Genomic DNA, 19,858 nt, shown 5'->3' on the forward strand with positions numbered 1-19,858 from the left:
AAGCATCCGCGGCGCTCCGCGCCGCGGTTCACCGGACGCGAATCAAATGAGCGTCCGGGTAATTTTTATACTAAATTTTTGCGAGGAGCGGTGCCGAGCGGAGCGAGGCACCCGACGTGGTTCGAGAGAGCAAAGCTCTCTCGTCATGCCGAAAGAGCGCTCTGCGCTCTTTCGTAGCAAAGTAAAAATTTAGAGTGGCTCGATGAGTTCAACGACGTGGCCGTCGGGGTCCTCGACGAAGGCCGTGCGGGCACCGGCGGCGGGCTGGTCGGAGGGTTCCTGAACGACGCCGTGGTGATCGATCTCCTCGAAGGCCGCGTCCACGTCCTCGACTCCGACTGCGAGGTGGTCCCAGCCAGTTCCGAACTCGAAGTCGTCCTCGCCCTCGGTGTCCGAAAGCTGGATCTCGACGCCGCTGTCTTCGGCGACGTAGACGTTGCGCGTCTCGCCGTCCTCGCTCGTGAACTCCCAGGACCGCTCGAAGTCGAGATTCTCGACGTACCAGTCCGCGAGGTCGTCCGCGTCCGAGACGTTCATGCAGGTGTGCAAGATGTCCATGCAGTCGGGAGTAGTAGGCAGCGAACCTAAAACCGTTCTCACTGCGAGTTGTCGACGGGCACTAGCCGATGGTGAACTCCCGTCCGCTCCAGGTCTCGATCTCAAGCTGGTAGGGCGAGACGGTGTCGGAGTCACCCCATGTGACCGGGTTCGGCGCGTACTGGGTGTTCGTGGCGAGGACCGCCAGGGCGGGTTCGACGTCCGCGTGTTCGGTTTCGACCAGTTCGCCTTTGACGATGACGCTCCGCCACGTCGATTTCGGTTCCGTCTCCTCGTAGACGGTGAACCCGACGTTCCGGTCGCGCTGGAGACACCGCTTCTTGTGGCTCTCCTCGTCGCCTTCGAGCTGGACGACGAAGAGGTCGCGCTCGTCGTCGTAGCCGTACGAAACCGGAAGCGGATGCGGGTTCGCGTCGACCCAGTCGTTCAGGGCCAACACCCCCGTTCCGTTGCGCTGGAGGACGTCAATGACCTCGGCGTCGGTCAGCTGCCTCATGTCACCTCGGTAAGTCGTCGCCACAGGTAGAAGACAGTTACGTGTCGGTCGAACCGCCAGACGGTCCGCCGGCCGTTCTCAGAAACCGGGAACGCGATCCCCCGCTTTTCAGAGAACGACCGTAAGCATCCATATGCCCGTATCGTCGGAGGAGCCGTTCGCGGAGTGGGACGACGAGCGGTACAGCGTCGACATCGAGCGGTTCGACGAGCAACACAAGCGTCTGTTCGGACTGTTGAACGACCTGCATACGGCGATGGACGAGGGTCACTCCGACGAGAAGGTCGGCGACATCCTCCGGGAACTCGAGCGGTACACCGAGTACCACTTCGGCGACGAAGAGGAGTTCATGCAGGACTGTGGCTACGCGATGGACTGTGCCGACTGTTTCTACAACCACCGGGATATGCACGAGAAGTTCGCCGATCGGGTGAGCGAACTCCGGGAGAAACACGAGAACGGCGAGTACATCACGATGGAGGTCCTGACGTTCGTCCGCGACTGGCTGGACTCCCACATCGCGGCCAGCGACGTGGACCAGAACTACAGCGACTACTACCGGGAGGAAGTCGACGACTACGAGTACAATCCCGGACAGTTGAACGCGAACCGCCGGGACGTCGGCCAGACCGACAGCGAGGACCGGCAGGCCGAGCGAACCGCGACGGAAGCGGACGTCACAGTCGAGGGGCCGATCCACGAGGGGGACGACCTCACGGTCCCGGAGGGGCCGATGGCGGCCTGGTTCGAGTCGCTCGCCGAAACACGAGGGGACCGAACGGCCGCGCTCGTTCGCGAGGGCGAGACGTACGAGGAGCGCACGTTCGCGGAACTCTACGAGCGTGCGCGAGCGGTCGCCGGCGGCCTCCTGTCCGAGGGGTTCAAACCCGGAGACCGCATCGCAATCGTGGCGGAAAACCGGTACGACTGGATGGTCGTCGACGTGGCCTGTCAGTTGGCGGGGCTCGTGTCGGTCCCGATCTACCCGTCGTTCGAGAGCCAGCAAACGGTCGAACTCCTCGAGGAGGCGGCCGTGGACGGCCTCGTCTCCGAGGTTGAGACGGCCGTCGAGGTCGAGGAGGCCGCCGGGTCGGTCGTCCAGATCGCGGACCTCCCGACGGAGGAACCACGTGCGCTCCCGGGCTTCGAGGCCGGCGTCGACGACGTGGCCACGATCGTGTTCGACGTCGGCACTACCGGCGAAGAGGGCGGGTGTGCGCTGACACACCGGAACCTCCTTTCGGCCACCGCGTCGCTGGCCGAGGCGTTGCCGCTCGACCCGGGTGCCACCGGGACGTGTTTCCTGCCGCTCGCACACGTCTACCAGCGCGTGTCGACGTATTACCTCTGGGCGAGCGGCGGTGCCGTCGCCGTCATGGATCCCGACGGGCTCCCCGACCAGTTCGAGGCCGTCCGACCGGACGTCCTCGTCGGCACGCCCAAGGCCTATCAGGAACTCTACGGCGCGCTCCACGACCGCATCAGCGACCTGGGCTGGATGAAACGCAAGCTCGCCGGGCGCGTCAGCACGTACGGTCGTGGCATCGTCGACGGGAGCGGGACCCCGCTGAAGTACAAAGCAGCACAGCGGGTCGTCTTCGGACCGCTTCGCGAGACCTTCGGCCTGGATCAGGTCTCGTACGCCCTCTCGGGAGTCGGCAGCCTCGACGACCACCTCGTGAATTTCTTCCGCGGATTCGGCATTCCTGTCTGTGAACTGTACGGCCCGGTCGAGACGGCCGGCGTCGGCGCGCTGAATCCGGTCGACTCCTTCGAGCCGGGAACCGTCGGCCGACCCATGCCAGGCACCGCCTTCGCGCGCTCCGAGGCCGGCGAGATCCTGATCCGCGGCCCGAACGTGATGGACGGCTACCTCGACGAAGACGCAACTGCGTACGCGCTCCGTGACGACTGGTATGTGACCGGGCAGTCCGGCGAATTCGACGGCAACGGGTACCTCCGGCTGGGGAGTAGCGTCTGATCGGTTCGTCGGCGAGCGGGCAAAAAGCGCCGTCGGTCGTCTCGAACCCGGGTTAGAGGTAGCCTTCTTCGAGCAGCAGTTCGCCGTTCAGCAGGCTCGCGCCGGCCGCGCCACGCATCGTGTTGTGCGCGAGGCAATTGAACTGGACGCCGTCGCTCGTCTCCCGGAGGCCGCCGGTCGAGACCTGCATGCCGTTTTTCCGCATGCGGTCGAGGCGGGGCTGGGGCCGATCGAGGTCCTCGAAGACGTGGATGAGCGGATCGGGGGAAGACGGCAGGTCGATGCTCTCGTACTCGCGCATGGCCTCGGCGGCGTCCTCGGTGGTGATCTCCGCTTCGGTGTCGGTCCAGACGTTCTCGAGATGGCCGTCCAGCGTCGGGATGCGGTTACACGAGGCCGCAACGTCGGCTTCGTGCCACTGGACCGCCGCGCCGTCGAATTCGCCCAGCAGTTTCTGGCTCTCGGTCTCCATCTTCTGTTCTTCACCGCCGATGTGCGGGATGGCGTTGTCGATGATCTCCATCGAGGTGACGCCGTCGTAGCCCGCGCCCGACACTGCCTGCAGCGTCGAGACGCGCACGTCGGTCAGCCCGAACGCCTCGTCGAGCGCCGCGAGCGGCGGGACCATCGTGATGGTCGAGCAGTTCGGGTTCTTGATCATCGCCCCGTCCCAGCCGCGCTCGTCGCGCTGCACCTCGATGAGGCCGAGGTGGTCCGGGTTGACCTCCGGGATTGTCAGCGGAATGTCGTCGTCGGTCCGGAAGTTCGAGGAGTTCGAGGACATCACGTAGCCCGCTTCCATGAACTCGGGCTCGACCTGTTCGCCGACACTGGAGGGGAGCGACGAGAAGAGGAGGTCCACGTCGTCGGGAACCTCGGATGGGTCGGTGCCGACGACGGTCATCTCGGCGACGTCCTCGGGGATCGGCGTTTCGACGCGCCACTTGGCTGCCTCGCGATACGATTTGCCCGCGCTTTCCTCGCTGGCGGTCAGTGCCGCGAGCTCGAAGTCCGGGTGCGGGTCGATGAGCTGGATGAGTCGTTGTCCGACTGCGCCGGTCGCGCCGAGAACGCCTACGCGTACTGTCATTGGTATCCGGTGAGTCAGTGGTCCCCATGCAAAACGGTTTGGATACGTGCGGGCGGCGGCGGGCGAGCGGGCGCGCCAGCGGCGTGGCTATCGTCGATACGAGAACGGCGAAAACAGCGGTCTCCTCGCGTCAGGCCGGGACCTGCGCGCCTTCTTTCCGGGTGATGTAGCCGGCGATGCGGTTGCGGACGCCCTTGGACTCGATGTCGGTCAGTTCCTCGACGACGTCCTTGTTGTGCTCGAAGTCGTGTCCGAAGGCCTTGGGATAGCGCTCCATCAGGATTGTCCCGGTCTTCTTGACGTATGCGGGTTTGATTGCCATGTGCTTTGTTTCTCCCGGTGACGGTGAAAAAGGGTTCGGATTTCACCGGTCGAGGTCGGCGTCGATAGCGTCGCGCAACCGCTCGAACGCCGCCCGCTCGCGCTCGGCGCCGCATTTCTCGACGACCGTTTCGAAGTACGACAGCCGATCGAGCAATCGCTCGCGGTCGTAGGCGGGCACGTCCAGCCGCGAGGCCGCCACAGTCGCCTCGATCACCGCGTAGTAGCCCCGGTTCGTCGTCGGCACCGTCCGGGACTGGACACCCGTCTCGACCGGGTCGAGCGCCCACTCGACCCACTGGGTGTCGTCCTCCCGACCCTCGTCGATCGCAATGACCTCGACACGCGCCCACGCATCCGCGCTCCCGAGGACCGGCTCGTCTTCCTCCCGGATCGTCAGCGCGGCCTCGGTGAAATCGACCGGATCGCGGGTGAACTGAACGTAGCCCTCGCCCCGCTCGCGGAAGTTCCGCCAGGTCCGGGTCCGCCCCCAGGTGGTCGCCGTCACCGGCTCGTCGCTCTCGGGCGCGTGTAGTCCCAGCGCAGCCAGGTTCCACCGGTCGTTCGGCCCCAGCGTCGCAACGATGGATTCGGTGACGCCCCTGAGCGCGACCGGCCAGTCGGGCGTCCGATCCTCAGACATCCAGCGTCGCCTCCGGGTCGCGTTCGAGTCGCCGCCGGAGTGCGCCGCCGACCGCCCCCACCGCTGCACCGGGGACGGCGTACGCGACGGCGGTTCCCATCAGCCCGAGCAGGAGGAAGTGAACGGGCGCATCGGCCTGCAAGAACAGCGCGCCCTGGGCCACGGTCGTCCCGACGAACGCCGCCCGGAAGCCGGTATCGGCGCTCCGTCGGAGGGACCCGCCGTTGAGCCAGCCGGCGACGAGCGCCCCGGCGTACAGCCCGAGCGCACCGGGACGCAGCACGGTCGTCAGCGACGCCGACCGCTCGATCCCCGTCGCCAGCGCGACGAGTGCGTACCCTAGGACGGCGACGGTCACGCCCGCACCGATCGCCAGCGGCCCGCGATCCTCGGTCGTCCGGAGCCGGTCCCCGCCGGTCACACGTCGAGCCCCCGTTCGAGCGCGACGAACAGCGCCGCCGCGGTCAGGTCCGCGGTCGTCCCCGGATTGATGCCCTCCGCGACGAACTCGTCGGCGAGCGTCCAGGGGTCGCCGTCGCCCTCCAGCGCCTCCCTCGCCCGTTCGGTCGCCGCCTCCGCAGTCGCCCGACCCTCTTTGGTCGCGACGAAGGTGTCCGGTTCGTCGGCGAGCAGTTCGAGGAAGACGCGAGCCGTCCGATCCGGAACAGCGCCATCGAGTTCGAGCAGCCGGTCGGCCGCCGCGAAACTGCGGTCGAACTCCCCGGTCCACTCCCGGGCGATGCCGTCGACCTCGACGCTGCGCTCCATGACGTCGAACAGCGTCAGTCCTCGCTCCTCCAGCACCGGTACCGCGTCGGCCCCGCGGCGAACGTCCAGCGGTTCCAGCTCCGCGGGCGGGTCGTCGACGGCCACGTCGACGTGCTCGAAGGCCCGGTAGAAGTCCGCGGCGTCCGCGACGGTCGACTCAGCGGCCAACTCGGTCGCACGCTCGCCGGTCAGGTCCCCGTCGGCGGCAGCGACCACCAGCGGGACGAGCGCGAGCAACGCGCCGAACTGGGTGTTGCCGCCGGACTGGCGACTCATCCCGGCAACGGCGCGCTCGAAGGCGCGACCGACGCGCTCCCCATCCGAAGCCAGTTCGAGTCCGGGACGCGCCCCGACCGCGCCGGCCATGAAGTGTTCGAACCGGAGGTCGTCCAGATCGTGTTCACGGTCGACGTTGCCCGGTTTCGGCGTGCCGGTCACCTCCAGCAGGAGCGCCAGTTCGGCGTGCTGGACCACCGACCGCTCCGGCGGTGGGTCGACTCGCGTCGGCTCGTCGCTCACGCGTCGACCTCCCCCGCGAGCCACTCGGTCGCGGCCGCTTCGACTCGCCGGAGGACCGCCGGCTCGTCGCTCGGCCGGCCGACGCTGACCGCGTCGGCCCCGTGGTCGAGGTACTCGTGGACGCTCTCGCGGTCCCGGACCTCGTTGTTCGCGATCACGAAGCAGTCGGTCGCGGCCGCCACGTCAGCGATGACCGCCTCCGAATCCATCGCGTCGACGTGGAGCACGGACGCACCGGCCTCGTCCAGCCGACGCGCGGTCGCGGGGAGGTCCACGCCCTCGACCTCCGTCCGGACCTTGACGCTCACCGTCGCACCCGTTTGGGCGGCCGTCCGGACCTGTTCGCAGAGCCGGTCGGTCTCGCGGAGCAGCGTCTCCCCGGCACCGGCCGCACACATCTCCTCCTGACGGCAGTGGGCGTTGATCTCTATGAGTGCATCCCGCTCGCGACAGATCCGCGCGGCGGCTTCGAGCGGGTCCAGACTCGTGGTCCGGACGTTGAACCCGGCCAGCAGGTCGGTATCTGCCAGCGACGCCAGCTGCCGGTCGATGAACTCGATGGGGTCCTCGGGCAGGAACTCGGTGCGGTCGCGAGCCACCAGATCCCGGGCCGCGTCACGGGTTGGCTCGTCGAGCGCGATACCGCCCAGAAACGCCGCTCCAGCGAACTCGGCTCCGTCCCGCGCCCACTCGGCGTCGGACTCGCCGCTGAGACTCGCGAGCGCCACCCGCGGGGAGAAATCGACCGTCACCGGATCGCCTCCAGTGCGTCCTCCGTGGCGCGGGCGACCCGGGCAGCGTCGGTTTCGGTGTCGAGGCTGGTGTCCGTGCGGACGACCGGGCGGTCGAGGTCGGTGCCGTCGGCCTCGTCCAGGACGAACGCGTCGGCGAAGTCGTAGGCCTCGGCGACGCCGGCCGTCGACGGCTCGTAGCCCACGGCGTCCATCAGCTTCGCGGCCGGGCCGGAGAACACCCGATCCTCGACGAACGGCGAGACGGCGACGACCGGCGTCTCGCGAAGCGCTTCCTCGATGCCTTCGACGGCGAGAAGCGGACCGATGCTCGTGACGGGGTTCGACGGGCCGACGACGACGGGGTCGTCGAGCGCGGTCAGGACGGCGTCGGTCGCAGTCGCGTCGGCTCCACCACGGAACGCCACGTCCTCGACGGTCGGGTCGCCGTCGTGGCCGACCCAGAACTCCTGGAAGTGCATCGGACCCTCGGGCGTGTGAATAATGCTCGCCACGGGGTCGTCGCTCATCGGCAGGACGGTCCAGGGCACGTCGAAGGCGTCTGCGAGCGTCCGCGTCACCTCGGTGAGCGTGTGTCCCTCGTCAAGGAGGCTCGTTCGGGTAATGTGGACCGCGCGGTCGCGGTCGCCGATGTGCATGAACTCGGCGACGCCGGAGAAGCGCCGCCAGCGCGCGATGTCACGGCCGGCGGTCTGGCGGTCGTCGGGGAGGTACCGGGGGCCGGCCTCCAGCCCCGCGTCGTCTGCGAGCGAGTGGAGTTCCTCGGAGGTCGTCGCCGGGTCGTCTTCGATGCCCCACCACGTCTCGCGGTCGAGGACGTCACCGCCCAGAAAGAGCACCGTATCGACGTCCGGGCAGACGAGCAGGCCACCCAGTTCCACGTCGTCGCCCGTGTTCCCGACGACAGTCGTGTCGTCGGGGGGAAACACGTCGCCGGCACCCCGGAGGAGTTTCGGCGTCCCGGTCCCCCCGGAGATGAACGTAACCATACTCACGGGTCCGGAAGCGAGCGACGAAACGCTTTCGCCTCAGTCGGTCGCGCTGCGCGCCTCGGAGAGCCAGGCAGGTTCCGAGACGGTCGTGGATCCGACGTCGCTGTACTGCAGCGAGAGGTGGTAGCCGAGCGGGTCGCCGTTCGCGTTCTCGCCCGTGACGTGGTACTCGAACGATCGGACGACGCCGTCGCGGTCGACGGCGACGGTCACGGAGATAGTCTCGATGCCCTCGGCGGTGAGTATCTCGGGGTCGTGTGCCGAGGCGTTCACCTGGCTGGGGTCGGTGACCTCGTATCTGTCGACCGTCACCCCGTCGACGGTCTCCGTGCCGGCGTCAGAGAAGTTCAGCCCGTCGAGATACCCGGCGATCCCCGGGTCCCGGTAGGTTGTCGTGTCCGCTTCGTCGCCGTCGAAGCGCTGGTAACTGGCGTTATCGCCGGCCGACTGTCGGATGTACGCGTTCCCCTGTCCGTCGACGTAGGCGGCCCGAGACGGCTGGAACGCGAGTTCCTGCTCGGAGCGCAGGCTCCCCTCGGCGAGGTTCGTCTGCGCGGTCACGTTCTTGTAGTTGATGATGCCGCTCCGGTTGCCCAGTTGCCTGGCGGTCGCGTTCTGCCGGTAGGTGAACGTTTCGGCGTCGTCAAGCGCAGCGGTGTGTGCGTCGATCACTCCGCTGCCATCGAGGGGCAGTTCGTGGACCGGTTCAGACGTGTTCGTCCCGTTCGTCGGCGTCTGGGAGGGTTCGCCGCCGAACAGCCCGGCACAGCCCGAAAGCGTTGCGAGCGCGACCAGCAGGAGGACCGAGACGGTGCGTCGGTTCATCATCGGGAGGAATTCGGTCAGTCGATATGAAAGAACCGACTCGGATCGGCGGAGCCGACCAGACACCGAGGAGAGACAGAGCCTTTTGTGCCGTCGGTTCGAAGCCGCTCGCAATGAAGAGCATCAAGGACAGCGTCCACGACCACATCGCGGTGACGGGCGTCGCCAGGGACCTGATCGACACCCCGGCCGTCCAGCGGCTCCGGCACATACGGCAGCTCGGCACCGTCACGCTCGTCTATCCCTCCGCCAACCACACCCGCTTCGAGCACAGTCTCGGCGTCTATCACCTCGCCAACGAGGCGCTGGGCCACCTCAACGTCTCCGGCCAGCAGGCCGAACGCGTCCGCGCTGCCGCACTGCTCCACGACGTGGGGCACGCCCCCTTCAGCCACAACATCGAGGACGTGGTCCATCGCCACACCGGAAAATGGCACGACGACGTGCACGAACTCCTCGAAAACGGCGAGGTCGCACGCGTCCTGACCGAGCACGGCCTGAACACTGACAGCGTCGCCGACCTCGTCGCCGGCGAGGGCAAACTCGGGCAACTCGTCTCTGGGGAACTCGACGTCGACCGGATGGACTACCTGGTCCGGGACGCCCACCATACTGGCGTCCCCTACGGCACCATCGACCACGAGCGACTCGTCCGGGAACTCCGGTTCGTCGACGGCGAACTCGTCCTCCAGGAAGGGAACGTCCAGACCGCCGAGAGCCTGCTCGTCGCCCGCGCGCTGATGACGCCCACCGTCTACGGTCACCACACCGCCCGCATCTCCAAGACCATGCTCCGGCGGGCCAGCGAGCGACTCGTCGAGGAGACCGACACGAGCGCCGAGGAACTGCGGCGGATGGACGACCACGACCTCATCGTGTCCCTCCGAAACTGCGGCGAGACTCAGGAGATGGCCCAGCGGCTGAGCTACCGGGACCTCTACAAGCGGGCCGTCTGGGCGGAGATGCCCGACGTGCCGGCGGACCTGCTCGACCGCGATCACGAGGCCATCCGGGCCGACGAGCGGGCCATCGCCGACGAGGCCGAGGTCGACCCCTCGGAAGTCATCGTCGACGTGCCCCCCCGGCCGGAGATCAAAGAGTCGACCAGCCGCGTGATGGTCAACGGCGAGGTGCGTTCGCTCGGCGACCAGTCGACGCTCGTGAGCGCGCTCCGGGCCGTCCAGCACGACCAGTGGCGTCTCGGCGTCTACGCCCCCGAGGCGGTGAGCGAACGGGTCGGCCACGCCGCCAGTCGAGTGCTCGGCCTCGACATCGACGGGGCCCTGGTCAACGAGACGCGACCCGGCGTCCACACGACACTCGACGATTTCGAGGGTGAACCATGATTCTGGAAGGGACGGTCCTGCGCGGCCACGACTTCATCCCGGTCGAGGGACGGGTCGTCGTCGAGGACGGGGAGATCACGGCGGTCGAGGAGACACAGGCTCGCAGCGACGACATCATCCTCCCGGCCTTCGTCAACGCCCACACCCACATCGGTGACTCCATCGCCAAGGAGGCCGGCGGGGGACTGAGCCTCGACGAACTCGTCGCGCCCCCCGACGGGCTGAAACACCAACTGCTCCGGGAGGCCAGCCGCGAGGAATCGGTCCTGGCGATGCGGCGCTCGCTGCAGTTCATGGAACAGAGCGGCACCGCGAGTTGCATCGAGTTCCGCGAGGGCGGCGTCGAGGGCGTCGAGGCCATCCGGGACGCGGCCGCGCCGCTTTCGATCGACCCGGTCGTCCTCGGCCGGGAGACCGTCGACGCGATGGAGGCCGCCGAGGGGTTCGGTGCCAGCGGTGCTCGTGACGGCGAGTTCGGGCACGAGCGAACGGTGACCAGGGACGCGGGCAAACTGTTCGGCATCCACGCCGGCGAGCGCGACAGCCACGACGTGAACCCGGCGCTCGACCTCGACCCGGACTTCCTCGTCCACATGGTCCACACCGAACCGCTCCACCTGGAGCGGGTCGCCGACAACGAGGTGCCGATCGTCTGCTGTCCGCGGTCGAACCTCGTCACCGACGTGGGGTTCCCGGACGTGGCCGAACTGGCCGACCACACGACCGTCGCGCTCGGGACGGACAACGTCATGCTGAACAGCCCCTCGATGTTTCGCGAGATGGAGTTCACTGCCAAGTTCTCGGACCTCTCCGCCACGGAGGTCCTGAAGATGGCGACCCACCACGGCGCGGACATCGCCGACCTGAACTGCGGCGTCGTCGAGCCCGGGCGGAACGCGCAACTGCTCGTTCTCGACGGTGATTCGGACAACCTCGCCGGCGTGAAAGACCCCGTCCGGGCCGTCGTTCGCCGGGCGGGCGTCAGCGACGTCAAAGAGGTCGTGCTGGAGAAACCGGACTGACCGGAAGTTCGGTCGGGACCGAACGGTTAAGCTTCTGGGCGGCGACTATGCTAGATGATACCAATGTACGAGCGCATTCTCCTGCCGACGGACGGGTCGGTGGGAATGGACCGCGTCATCGACCACGCAGGGGAGTTGGCGGCCGAACACGACGCGCTCGTCCACGCGCTCTACGTGGTCGACACGGCGAGTTTCACGAGTCTCCCGATGGAGACCTCCTGGGAGGGCGTCTCGGACCTGCTCCGCGAGGACGGACAGGACGCGATCAACGAAGTGGAGACGCTGGTCGGCGACCGCGCACAGGTCGAGGGGGTCGTCGTGGAGGGGTCCCCGAGCAGGGAGATCATCGACCACGCCCGCGAGGACGACTGCGACCTCGTCGTCATGGGCACTCACGGTCGGGGCGGCATCGACCGGCTCTTGCTGGGCAGCGTCGCCGAGCGCGTCGTCCGCACGGCGGATGTGCCGGTCCTCACCGTCAGAGTGTCCGATCCCGGAACACCGGTCGAAGAGCCGTAATCGCTCAGACCGGTCGGAGGTGTTCGCAATCGCCAGCCGTCACCCGGACCCGCTCCTCCTCCGTGTCCACGATGAGCGACCCGGGGAACTCCACGTCGACGGCCTCGCCGACCACGTCGCCGCCCGGCGTCTCGACGCGGACGCGCTGTCCGAGCGTCGCCGAGAGGTCACGCCACGCCGGGAGGACGCTTTCCGGGTCGGCCCGCAGTGCATCGAACTCTTCGAGGACCCGCTGGGTGAACACCCGGCGGTCAACGTCTCCGACCTGTTCCCGGAGGCTGGTCGCGTCCGGAACCAGCTCAGCGGCGTCGACGTTGGCGTTGATACCCATCCCGACGACGACCCAGGACACCCTGTCGGCCTCGCCTTCCATCTCGGTGAGGATGCCCACGAGTTTCGACGATTCGCCGTCGCCGTCCGGGACGAGCACGTCGTTGGGCCACTTGATGCGCGCGTCGACGCCCGCCTCCCGGGCGGCCCGCGTCACCGCGACCGCGGCGGCGAGGGTGAACACGGGCGTCTGTGCGGGCGGGACCTCCGGGCGGAACAGAACCGAAAGCCAGATCCCGCCGCTGGGTGAGGACCACTCGCGGTCCAGCCGGCCCCGGCCACCGGTCTGTTCGTCGGCGAGAACGACCACGTCGGATTCGCCCTCGTCGGCCAGTTCCCGAGCGCGACTGTTGGTGCTGGGAATGCTGTCGTGGTACTCGATAGTGAAGGGGGCGTCCAGCCCGAACTCGACGGCGGGGCCGCCGAACTCCGGGACGTCGGTCAGTTCGTAGCCATCGTCCCCGCTCTCGATCGTGAAGCCGTCCTCCCGGAGCGCTTCGACGTGTTTCCAGATCGCCGCCCGCGAGATGTCGAGTCGCTCGGCGAGGTCCGGTCCCGAGACGGGGCCCTCGGACAGTGCGTCGAGAACACGGTGGCGCGTCTCCTGCATACGTTGCGTGATACCGGCAGGCCCCTAAAGACCTCGGCGTCGTCCGGGCTGATCCCCTGTCCCTTTTCTCATTACGGTCGAACAGTGACGTATGCGTTACTTCGAGGATCTCACGGTCGGCGACGACGCGACGTTCGGCGAATGGCCCGTCACGAGCGAGGAGATCGTCTCCTTCGCCGAGCAGTGGGACCCGCAACCGATGCACGTCGACGAGGCCGCCGCCGAGGCGTCGGTCCACGGCGGCCTCATCGCCAGCGGCCTGCACACGGTCGGGATCGCCATGCGGCTCTGGGTCGACGAGTGGCTCGTCGACGTGGCCAACAAGGGAGCGCGCTACATCCAGCGGATCGAGTTCCACGAACCGGTCCGGCCCGGCGATACCGTCGTCGCCAGGGGCGAGGTACTGGAGAAAACGACGCCCGACCACACCGACAGCCACGGTTACGTCGACTACGAACTGTCGGCACACGTCGACGGCGAGCCTGTCATGACGATGGTGACGGACCTCGTGGTCGAGCGCGGCGGAGAGTGACCGATCGGGTCATACGGAATGCTGTAGAAGGTTTCCGCATCGACCGCCCGACTGCGGGCGGTCGTAGCGGTACACAGCGACAGCAAACCGTATCAGTCGGTGACCGACCGCATCCGGTCGTCGATACGGACGACGTCGTCGTTCAGGGACTCGATTTTCGACTGCTGATCCCGGTTCGCGTCGGCGATGCGCTCGACGTCGTCGGCGACGTCGGTGGCGGTCTCGGCGATCTCGTCGATCATGCTGGCGATCTCTTCGGCGCTGGCCGCCTGATCGTCGGTCGTCTCCGCGATCTCGGTGACGCCGCGGTTCGTGTCCGTCACCGACGAGAGGATCGACTTCTGGTTCTCGATGACGGCTTCGAGGTCCTCGGCGGTCGCCTGGATCTCCCTGTTGGCCTCGGTGATGTTGTCGGCCGTCTCCGTCGACATCGCCTGGACCTCCCGGATGAGCGACTCCGCTTCCTCGGCGCGGTCCTGGGACTCGGTCGCCAACTGCTTGACCTCGTCGGCGACGACGGCGAACCCCTCGCCGGCCTCCCCGGCCCGCGCGGCCTCGATGGAGGCGTTGAGCGCGAGGATGTTCGTCTGCTCGGCGATGTCGTTGATCACCTCGACGATCTCGTCGATCTCGTCGACGCGCTCGCTCAGGTTCTGCGCGTTATCGGCCACGCTGTCCGCCGAATCCGCGAGCGTGTCCACGCGGTCGATGGTTTCGCGGGCGGTCTCGACCGACGCCTCCGCCTTGGCTTTCGTCTCCTCGCTCTGATCGCTCACCTGGTCCGCACTGGCAGCGATCTCCTCGACGGTCGCGCTGAACTCCGAGACCTCGCTCTGGACCTCCGATAAGTTCGCCGCCTGCTCGTCGGCGTGCTCGCTGATGTCGTCGGACTTGGCAGCGACCTCGTCGGCCGAGTCCCGCAGTTCCGAAACCGACTCGCTGACGGTATCGGACACCTCTTCCTGGAGGTCCCGAACCGCTTCGCGTTGCTCGACGAGTTCCGAAACCTGGTTCAGGAACTCGACGGCACCGACGACCTCGCCGTCCGGCGCTCGGACGGGTACCGCCTGTACCCGCGAGTAGCTCTTCTCGCCGCCGACGTTCGACGCCGACCGGACCTCGCCCTCGCGAATCGCTTCGCCCGTGCGCATTACCTCTTCGGCGAGGGTCTCGCTTTCCCCCTCGGTCCCGAACACCTCGTAGGCGTCCTCCCCGACGGCCTCCTCGGCCGACACCCCGAACCGGTCGGCGATCGAGTCGCTCCAGTGCGTTATCGTTCCTGATGCGTCCACGACGAACGTCGGGTCGACCATGTTGTCCACCATCGATTCGAACGCCTGCCGCCAGAACTCGCCGCTGGCGTCCCGGTCGGTGTCCGCGTCCGGATCCGGACTGAGCGGCGACGATTGCGCTCCTGTAGCCATGTCTCAGGGTCGCGAGTTCACGGGAATTAAATTACGCGGATTGCAATCATCGGTGATAATCTTACCCGTGTTAGCGAAATAGACCGATTCTGGACGGAGTGTTAACCGGGCTCCGTTATTCAATTACGATAAGCAGGTCGCCCATGTCGACGCTTTCGCCTTCGGAGATGGCGACCTGGGCGACGGTGCCGCCCCGCGGGGCGACGATGTCGTTTTCCATCTTCATGGCTTCGAGCACGCAGATCACGTCGCCCGAGGCGACCTCGTCTCCCTCCTCGACGTCGACCTCCAGGATCGTCCCCTGCATCTCGGCGGTGACCGTCTCGCCCTCGGCCGTCGCGGCCTGGGAACTGCCGCCGCTGTTGCCACCACCGCCTCCGCCGCCGTTCCCGCCGGCGGGGCGCTGTGGCTGGCTGCCGCCACCGTTGCCCGCGCTCGTCGGGATGGGCGGCGCGCCGCGCTCTTCGAGTTCGACCTGGAAGCGTTTGCCGTTGACCTCGACGGTGAACTCTCGCTCGACGATTTCCTCGTCCTCGTCGCCGCCTTCGGACTCCGTCCCGGTCGAGCCCCACTTCTCCTGGGCCTCGTCGATGCGTTCCGGGTCGAGTTCGTCGTCGAGGTACTTCGTGTGGTGGAGTCCGCTGGTGAACTCCTCGTCGGTGAGCATCAACCGGTGGAACGGGATGATCGTCGGGATGCCCTCGATGTCGTACTCCCGGAGCGCGCGCTTTGAGCGGTCGATACACTCCTGGCGGGTGCTCGCCGAGACGACGAGTTTCGCGATCATCGAGTCGTAGTCGGTGACCAGCTCGTCGCCCTGTCGGAGCGCGTCGTCCAGGCGGACGCCGATGCCGCCCGGCGGGTCGTACACGTCGAGTTCGCCCCCGGTCGCCGGCGCGAAGTCCTCGGCCGCGTTTTCGGCGTTGATGCGGAACTCCATGGCGTGGCCGTCTATGTCGACGTCCTCCTGCTCGAAGCCGAGTTCGTCGCCCGCGGCGACCCGGAGTTGCCACTTCACGATGTCGATGCCCGTTATCTCCTCGGTGACGGTGTGCTCGACCTGGATGCGCGTGTTCACTTCGAGGAAGTAGAAGTTCGTGTCGGGGCCGAGGATCTCGTCGCCGTCGTCGCGGTCGTCCTCGACGAGGAACTCGACGGTGCCCGCGTTGTAGTAGTCCGCCGCCTTCACGCCGCGGCGCGCGGCCTCGCCGATCTCCTCGCGGAGTTCGTCGCTGAGCGCGGGACTGGGCCCTTCCTCGATGACCTTCTGGTGGCGGCGCTGCAGGGAACAGTCGCGTTCACCCAGATGGCGGACGTTGCCGTGATGGTCGGCGATGATCTGGACCTCGATGTGGCGCGGGCCTTCCAGGAACCGCTCTAAGTAGACCGAGTCGTTGTCGAAGTAGGCCTCGCCCTCTCGTTTCGCGCTTTCGAGTTGGTCCTCGATCTCGTCTTCGCCGTGGACGATCTTCATCCCGCGGCCGCCACCGCCGCCTTCGGCCTTGATCGCGATGGGGAAACCGTGTTCCTCGCCGAACTCCCGGACTTCCTCGGGGTCGGTGACCGGGTCATTCGTCCCCGGAACGATCGGGACGTCGGCTGCCTCCATCGTCTTTCGGGCTTTGGTCTTCTCGCCGAGCCCTTCCATCGCGTCGCCGGCCGGGCCGATCCACGTGACGCCGTCGGTGTCCTCGACCTTGCGCGCGAAGTCGGCGTTCTCGGCGAGGAAGCCGTAGCCGGGGTGGATCGCGTCGGCGTCGGCCTTCTGGGCCGCCTCGATGATACCCTCGTGGTCGAGGTAGGAGTCGGCCGCGCGCGCCGGCCCGACGTTGTACGCCTCGTCGGCGTAGCGAACGTGGCCGCCGTGTTTGTCGGCCTCGCTGTAGACAGCGACCGTCTCGACGCCGAGTTCCTCGCAGGCACGCATCACCCGGACCGCGATCTCTCCCCGATTCGCGACGAGCACCTTGTCGAACATACCGACCTGTACCGTGAGTTGACCCATAAAAGTATGCGCACCCGCAAGCTTGCAATCGACGCGATCTCCCCTGGAACAAACTATAGAGCGGCGCGAGACCTCACATCCGGTCGGCGCGGCCGGCGGCCGTCCACTCGTCCGTCGGTGCGTCCCGACGGACGCGAACGCCGTCCCGTCGAAGCGTCCCCTGAATGCGGCCGGCGTAGGCCCACTGTTTGCCGTCCCAGCCGGGTTCAGAGTCGGATTCGGCCGCCGCGGCCGCCGCGGCCCGCTGGCGGTCGTTCATGTGTGCGCTGATCGCGGCGGCGATGGCCGCGGCCTGGTCCGTCGTCGCCGACGGGACGGCCTCGAAGACCGCCGCCACGAGCGCCTGATCGGGCGTCGGGCCGTCGGATGTCGCCTCTGCGTCGGTATCGGCTGCCATGGTTACAGTGGGATGTTGCCGTGTTTGCGGTCCGGGTTGTCCTTGCGCTTCGAGCGCAGGACTTCCAGATCCGTGATGAGTCGTTTGCGCGTCTCCTGTGGTTCGAGCACGTCGTCGACGAAGCCCCGTTCGGCTGCAGTGTAGGGGTTCGCGAAGGCGTCGCGGTACTCGTCGATGAGTTCCTGTCGGCGGGCCTCGACGTCCTCGGCGTCTTCGAGTTCGTCGTCGTAGAGCACGTTCACCGCGCCTTTCGGCCCCATAACGGCGATCTCGGCGGTCGGCCACGCGTAGTTCACGTCCGCGTCGATGTGCTTCGATGCCATCACGTCGTAGGCCCCACCGTAGGCTTTCCGGGTGATGACCGTCAGCAGCGGCACCGTCGCCTCCGAGTAGGCGTACAGCAACTTCGCGCCGTGTTTGATGATCCCGTTGTGTTCCTGTTCCGTGCCGGGCATGAAGCCGGGCACGTCCACGAACGTGAGTATGGGGATGTTGAACGCGTCACAGAACCGGACGAACCGCGCGCCCTTGAGCGACGCATCGATGTCGAGCGTGCCGGCGTTGACGTGCGGGTTGTTGCCGACGATGCCGACCGAGTGGCCGTCCAGACGGGCAAAGCCCATGGTGAGGTTCCGGGCGTACTCCTCGGCCACCTCGAAAAAGGAGTTCTCGTCGGCGATCCGCTCGATCACGTTGCGCATGTCGTACGGTTTCTGGGGCTGTTCGGGCACGATGTCCATCAGGTCGTCGGGTTCCCGTTCCGGGTCGTCCCAGGGCTGGACCCGTGGCGGGTCCTCGACGTTGTTCTGGGGGAGGAACGAGAGGAGGTACTTGATGTCGTCCAGGGCCTCCTCCTCGCCGGCGCGGGTGAACTGCGAGACGCCGCTTTCGGTGGCGTGAGTCTTCGCGCCCCCGAGTTCCTCGAAGCCGACCTCCTCACCGGTGACCGTCTCGATGACGTCCGGCCCGGTGATGAACATGTGACTCGTCTCGTCGACCATGAAGATGAAGTCCGTGATGGCCGGCGAGTAGACCGCACCGCCCGCGCAGGGACCCATGATCGCCGAGATCTGCGGGACGACGCCGGAGGCGAGCTGGTTTCGGTGGAAGATGTCGGCGTAGCCGGCCAGCGAGTCGATGCCTTCCTGGATGCGCGCGCCCGCCGAGTCGTTGAGGCCGATGATCGGACAGCCGGTTTCGATGGCCTTGTCCATGATCTTCGAGACCTTCTGGGCGAACGCCTCGCCGAGCGACCCGCCCATCTGGGTGAAGTCGTGGGCGAAGACGAACACCTTGCGGCCGTCGACCTCGCCGTAGCCCGTGACGACGCCGTCGCCGGGCATCTCCCGGTCGGCCATGTCGAAGTTCTGCGAGCGATGTTCGCGGAGCGTGTCCACCTCGTTGAACGTGCCGTCGTCCAGGAAGTAGTCGACGCGCTCGCGGGCGGTCATCTTCCCGCGTTCGTGCTGGGCTTCGATGCGCTCCTCGCCGCCGCCCAGTTCCGCCTTGCGTTTCTTCTCCCTGAGTTCCTCGACGCGGTCGTCCATCGTCATCGGGAATCACACCCAGCGACCGAGTAACCGTCCATGCCTGTTGAACACACAGCGGCGCGAAAAAGGTTTATGACAACGGTTTCGATCATTTTTGATCATTATCGACGGCGTCGGCCTCGACCGACCCGGCAACACTTTTGTCCGGGCCGTCGGATGCGGGTTCATGAACGACCAGACGCCCCCGGAACGCCTTCGCTCGCTGCTTTCGGGATCCGAAACCCTGGCACTGCCTGGCGTGTTCGATGCCCTCTCGGCTCGACTGGCCGAGCAGGCGGGGTTCGACGCCGTCTTTACCTCCGGGTTCGGCATCGCAGCTACGACCCTCGGGATGCCGGACATGGGGCTGTTGACGATGGCGGAAAACACCGACCGCGTCGACGCAATCACCGACAGCGTCGACGTGCCGCTGGTCGCGGACATGGACACCGGGTACGGAAGCGCCCTGAACGTGCGCCGGACGATGGGCGAGTGTGTCGACGCGGGCGTCGCCGGCGTGATCCTCGAAGACCAGGCCTGGCCCAAGAAGTGCGGCCACATGGACGAGAAACGCGTCGTCGACACCGAGGAACACGTCCGCCGGGTTCAGGCGGCCGCCGACGTGCGCGCGGAACGGGACTCGGAGTTCGTCATCGTCGGCCGCACCGACGCCCGCGAGCGACACGGACTCGACGAGGCCATCGAGCGCGGGCACGCCTACGTCGACGCCGGTGCAGACGTGGTGTTCGTCGAGGCCCCGGAGTCCCGCGCGGAACTGGAACGGATCGGTGACGCCTTCGACGTCCCCACCTTCGCGAACATGGTCGAGGGCGGCAAGACGCCGTTCCTGCCCGCCGACGAACTCGAAGCCATGGGGTTCGACATCGTCGTCTACCCGCTGTCGGCGCTGTTCGCGGCGACAGCGGCGATGCAGGAGGCCTACGAGACGCTGGCGACCGAGGGAACGACGGCGGGCGTCGACGGCGTCGGCTTCGAGGGGTTCGAGGCCGTCGTCGACGCACCGGGGGTCCGCGAGCAGGAAGCGCGGTACGGAGCGGCCGACAGCGACGAGTGATCCGACTACTGTCGGTCAGTTCCGAACCGACCGCTCACTGCCGGACGCTCCGCTCGGGGCCTGATTCCAAGACGGCGTCCGAGCGGACTCAGCGATAGTTCACGGTCCGTCGGGACGACTGGAA

At 67.2% G+C, this 19,858-nt stretch carries 21 protein-coding genes; 6 read left to right on the top strand and 15 right to left on the bottom strand.

Going from position 1 to position 19,858, the window contains the following annotated elements; genetic code table 11:
- Positions 1-189: 189 nt before the first annotated feature.
- Both E2481_RS04530 and E2481_RS04535 read right to left on the bottom strand, forming a co-directional pair.
- Positions 190-558, bottom strand: coding sequence for a VOC family protein (locus E2481_RS04530; RefSeq protein ID WP_136715949.1), 369 nt, complete (start codon positions 556-558; stop codon positions 190-192).
- A gap of 61 nt (positions 559-619) precedes the next feature.
- Positions 620-1,054, bottom strand: coding sequence for a pyridoxamine 5'-phosphate oxidase family protein (locus E2481_RS04535; RefSeq protein ID WP_136715950.1), 435 nt, complete (start codon positions 1,052-1,054; stop codon positions 620-622).
- A 133-nt stretch (positions 1,055-1,187) separates the two neighbouring features.
- Here E2481_RS04535 and E2481_RS04540 point away from each other — a divergent pair, with 133 nt between their 5' ends.
- Positions 1,188-3,035, top strand: a complete 1,848-nt coding sequence (locus tag E2481_RS04540; protein ID WP_136715951.1) for a bacteriohemerythrin — start codon at positions 1,188-1,190, stop codon at positions 3,033-3,035.
- A 52-nt stretch (positions 3,036-3,087) separates the two neighbouring features.
- Here E2481_RS04540 and asd read toward each other — a convergent pair whose 3' ends face one another.
- From asd to E2481_RS04580, 8 genes are all read right to left on the bottom strand, one after another.
- Positions 3,088-4,125, bottom strand: a complete 1,038-nt coding sequence (gene asd, locus E2481_RS04545; protein ID WP_136715952.1) for an aspartate-semialdehyde dehydrogenase — start codon at positions 4,123-4,125, stop codon at positions 3,088-3,090.
- A gap of 130 nt (positions 4,126-4,255) precedes the next feature.
- Positions 4,256-4,447: a 30S ribosomal protein S17e gene (locus tag E2481_RS04550; protein WP_136715953.1), complete on the bottom strand. Its 192-nt coding sequence runs from the start codon at positions 4,445-4,447 to the stop codon at positions 4,256-4,258.
- A gap of 42 nt (positions 4,448-4,489) precedes the next feature.
- Positions 4,490-5,089 carry a DUF447 domain-containing protein gene (locus E2481_RS04555; protein ID WP_136715954.1) on the bottom strand — a complete coding sequence of 200 codons (600 nt, stop codon included), beginning with the start codon at positions 5,087-5,089 and terminating at the stop codon, positions 4,490-4,492.
- Positions 5,082-5,510, bottom strand: coding sequence for a hypothetical protein (locus E2481_RS04560; protein ID WP_136715955.1), 429 nt, complete (start codon positions 5,508-5,510; stop codon positions 5,082-5,084). Before E2481_RS04560 ends, E2481_RS04555 begins: the two co-directional genes overlap by 8 nt.
- The gene (locus tag E2481_RS04565; protein WP_136715956.1) at positions 5,507-6,376 is read right to left on the bottom strand and encodes a triphosphoribosyl-dephospho-CoA synthase; all 870 of its coding nucleotides are present in this window, start codon (positions 6,374-6,376) and stop codon (positions 5,507-5,509) included. Before E2481_RS04565 ends, E2481_RS04560 begins: the two co-directional genes overlap by 4 nt.
- Positions 6,373-7,128 (bottom strand): tRNA-dihydrouridine synthase, encoded by a 756-nt coding sequence (locus E2481_RS04570; protein ID WP_136715957.1) that lies wholly within the window; start codon positions 7,126-7,128, stop codon positions 6,373-6,375. The genes E2481_RS04565 and E2481_RS04570 overlap by 4 nt, the downstream gene beginning before the upstream one ends.
- Positions 7,125-8,117, bottom strand: a complete 993-nt coding sequence (gene cofD / locus E2481_RS04575; protein WP_136715958.1) for a 2-phospho-L-lactate transferase — start codon at positions 8,115-8,117, stop codon at positions 7,125-7,127. The genes E2481_RS04570 and cofD overlap by 4 nt, the downstream gene beginning before the upstream one ends.
- A gap of 39 nt (positions 8,118-8,156) precedes the next feature.
- Positions 8,157-8,948 (bottom strand): DUF7537 family lipoprotein, encoded by a 792-nt coding sequence (locus tag E2481_RS04580; protein ID WP_136715959.1) that lies wholly within the window; start codon positions 8,946-8,948, stop codon positions 8,157-8,159.
- 110 nt (positions 8,949-9,058) lie between these two features.
- Here E2481_RS04580 and E2481_RS04585 point away from each other — a divergent pair, with 110 nt between their 5' ends.
- Genes E2481_RS04585 through E2481_RS04595 form a run of 3 tightly spaced genes read left to right on the top strand, consistent with a single transcriptional unit; the run spans position 9,059 to position 11,832 of the window.
- On the top strand, positions 9,059-10,291 hold the full coding sequence (locus E2481_RS04585; RefSeq protein WP_136715960.1) for an HD domain-containing protein: 1,233 nt from the start codon (positions 9,059-9,061) through the stop codon (positions 10,289-10,291).
- Positions 10,288-11,313, top strand: coding sequence for an amidohydrolase family protein (locus E2481_RS04590; protein ID WP_136715961.1), 1,026 nt, complete (start codon positions 10,288-10,290; stop codon positions 11,311-11,313). The genes E2481_RS04585 and E2481_RS04590 overlap by 4 nt, the downstream gene beginning before the upstream one ends.
- 54 nt (positions 11,314-11,367) lie before the next feature.
- A complete protein-coding gene (locus tag E2481_RS04595) occupies positions 11,368-11,832 on the top strand; it encodes a universal stress protein (RefSeq protein WP_370628381.1) in 465 nt (154 codons plus the stop codon).
- Between the two features lie 4 nt (positions 11,833-11,836).
- Here E2481_RS04595 and E2481_RS04600 read toward each other — a convergent pair whose 3' ends face one another.
- Entirely contained in the window at positions 11,837-12,772 is a 936-nt protein-coding gene (locus tag E2481_RS04600) for a biotin--[acetyl-CoA-carboxylase] ligase (protein WP_136715962.1), read from the bottom strand.
- 91 nt (positions 12,773-12,863) lie between these two features.
- Between E2481_RS04600 and E2481_RS04605 the strand changes: the two genes are divergently transcribed.
- Positions 12,864-13,304, top strand: coding sequence for a MaoC/PaaZ C-terminal domain-containing protein (locus E2481_RS04605; protein WP_136715963.1), 441 nt, complete (start codon positions 12,864-12,866; stop codon positions 13,302-13,304).
- 92 nt (positions 13,305-13,396) lie between these two features.
- Here the strand turns inward: E2481_RS04605 and E2481_RS04610 are convergent, their stop codons facing one another.
- The 4 genes from E2481_RS04610 to E2481_RS04625 form a co-directional block, all read right to left on the bottom strand.
- A complete protein-coding gene (locus E2481_RS04610) occupies positions 13,397-14,728 on the bottom strand; it encodes a methyl-accepting chemotaxis protein (protein WP_136715964.1) in 1,332 nt (443 codons plus the stop codon).
- Positions 14,729-14,843: 115 nt separating this feature from the next.
- Entirely contained in the window at positions 14,844-16,706 is a 1,863-nt protein-coding gene (locus tag E2481_RS04615) for an acetyl-CoA carboxylase biotin carboxylase subunit (protein ID WP_136715965.1), read from the bottom strand.
- 100 nt (positions 16,707-16,806) lie between these two features.
- Positions 16,807-17,130, bottom strand: coding sequence for an acc operon protein (locus tag E2481_RS04620; protein ID WP_136715966.1), 324 nt, complete (start codon positions 17,128-17,130; stop codon positions 16,807-16,809).
- Between the two features lie 2 nt (positions 17,131-17,132).
- Positions 17,133-18,683, bottom strand: a complete 1,551-nt coding sequence (locus E2481_RS04625) for an acyl-CoA carboxylase subunit beta (RefSeq protein ID WP_136715967.1) — start codon at positions 18,681-18,683, stop codon at positions 17,133-17,135.
- 163 nt (positions 18,684-18,846) lie between these two features.
- On the opposite strand from E2481_RS04625, the gene E2481_RS04630 reads away from it, so the two are divergent.
- Positions 18,847-19,734: an isocitrate lyase/PEP mutase family protein gene (locus tag E2481_RS04630; RefSeq protein WP_136715968.1), complete on the top strand. Its 888-nt coding sequence runs from the start codon at positions 18,847-18,849 to the stop codon at positions 19,732-19,734.
- The last annotated feature ends 124 nt before the right edge of the window (positions 19,735-19,858 follow it).

The sequence above is a fragment of the Halorientalis salina genome (assembly GCF_005049285.1).
Lineage (GTDB): Archaea > Halobacteriota > Halobacteria > Halobacteriales > Haloarculaceae > Halorientalis > Halorientalis salina.

Bases quoted from the DNA above. Each gene is read 5' to 3' on its own strand.
- E2481_RS04540 (WP_136715951.1), top strand. From the start codon at position 1,188: ATGCCCGTATCGTCGGAGGAGCCGTTCGCGGAGTGGGACGACGAGCGG.
- E2481_RS04580 (WP_136715959.1), bottom strand. From the start codon at position 8,948: ATGATGAACCGACGCACCGTCTCGGTCCTCCTGCTGGTCGCGCTCGCA.
- E2481_RS04600 (WP_136715962.1), bottom strand. From the start codon at position 12,772: ATGCAGGAGACGCGCCACCGTGTTCTCGACGCACTGTCCGAGGGCCCC.
- asd (WP_136715952.1), bottom strand. From the start codon at position 4,125: ATGACAGTACGCGTAGGCGTTCTCGGCGCGACCGGCGCAGTCGGACAA.
- E2481_RS04620 (WP_136715966.1), bottom strand. From the start codon at position 17,130: ATGGCAGCCGATACCGACGCAGAGGCGACATCCGACGGCCCGACGCCC.
- E2481_RS04530 (WP_136715949.1), bottom strand. From the start codon at position 558: ATGGACATCTTGCACACCTGCATGAACGTCTCGGACGCGGACGACCTC.
- E2481_RS04615 (WP_136715965.1), bottom strand. From the start codon at position 16,706: ATGTTCGACAAGGTGCTCGTCGCGAATCGGGGAGAGATCGCGGTCCGG.
- cofD (WP_136715958.1), bottom strand. From the start codon at position 8,117: ATGGTTACGTTCATCTCCGGGGGGACCGGGACGCCGAAACTCCTCCGG.
- E2481_RS04610 (WP_136715964.1), bottom strand. From the start codon at position 14,728: ATGGCTACAGGAGCGCAATCGTCGCCGCTCAGTCCGGATCCGGACGCG.
- E2481_RS04550 (WP_136715953.1), bottom strand. From the start codon at position 4,447: ATGGCAATCAAACCCGCATACGTCAAGAAGACCGGGACAATCCTGATG.
- E2481_RS04625 (WP_136715967.1), bottom strand. From the start codon at position 18,683: ATGACGATGGACGACCGCGTCGAGGAACTCAGGGAGAAGAAACGCAAG.
- E2481_RS04585 (WP_136715960.1), top strand. From the start codon at position 9,059: ATGAAGAGCATCAAGGACAGCGTCCACGACCACATCGCGGTGACGGGC.
- E2481_RS04605 (WP_136715963.1), top strand. From the start codon at position 12,864: ATGCGTTACTTCGAGGATCTCACGGTCGGCGACGACGCGACGTTCGGC.
- E2481_RS04595 (WP_370628381.1), top strand. From the start codon at position 11,368: ATGATACCAATGTACGAGCGCATTCTCCTGCCGACGGACGGGTCGGTG.
- E2481_RS04630 (WP_136715968.1), top strand. From the start codon at position 18,847: ATGAACGACCAGACGCCCCCGGAACGCCTTCGCTCGCTGCTTTCGGGA.
- E2481_RS04535 (WP_136715950.1), bottom strand. From the start codon at position 1,054: ATGAGGCAGCTGACCGACGCCGAGGTCATTGACGTCCTCCAGCGCAAC.
- E2481_RS04590 (WP_136715961.1), top strand. From the start codon at position 10,288: ATGATTCTGGAAGGGACGGTCCTGCGCGGCCACGACTTCATCCCGGTC.
- E2481_RS04555 (WP_136715954.1), bottom strand. From the start codon at position 5,089: ATGTCTGAGGATCGGACGCCCGACTGGCCGGTCGCGCTCAGGGGCGTC.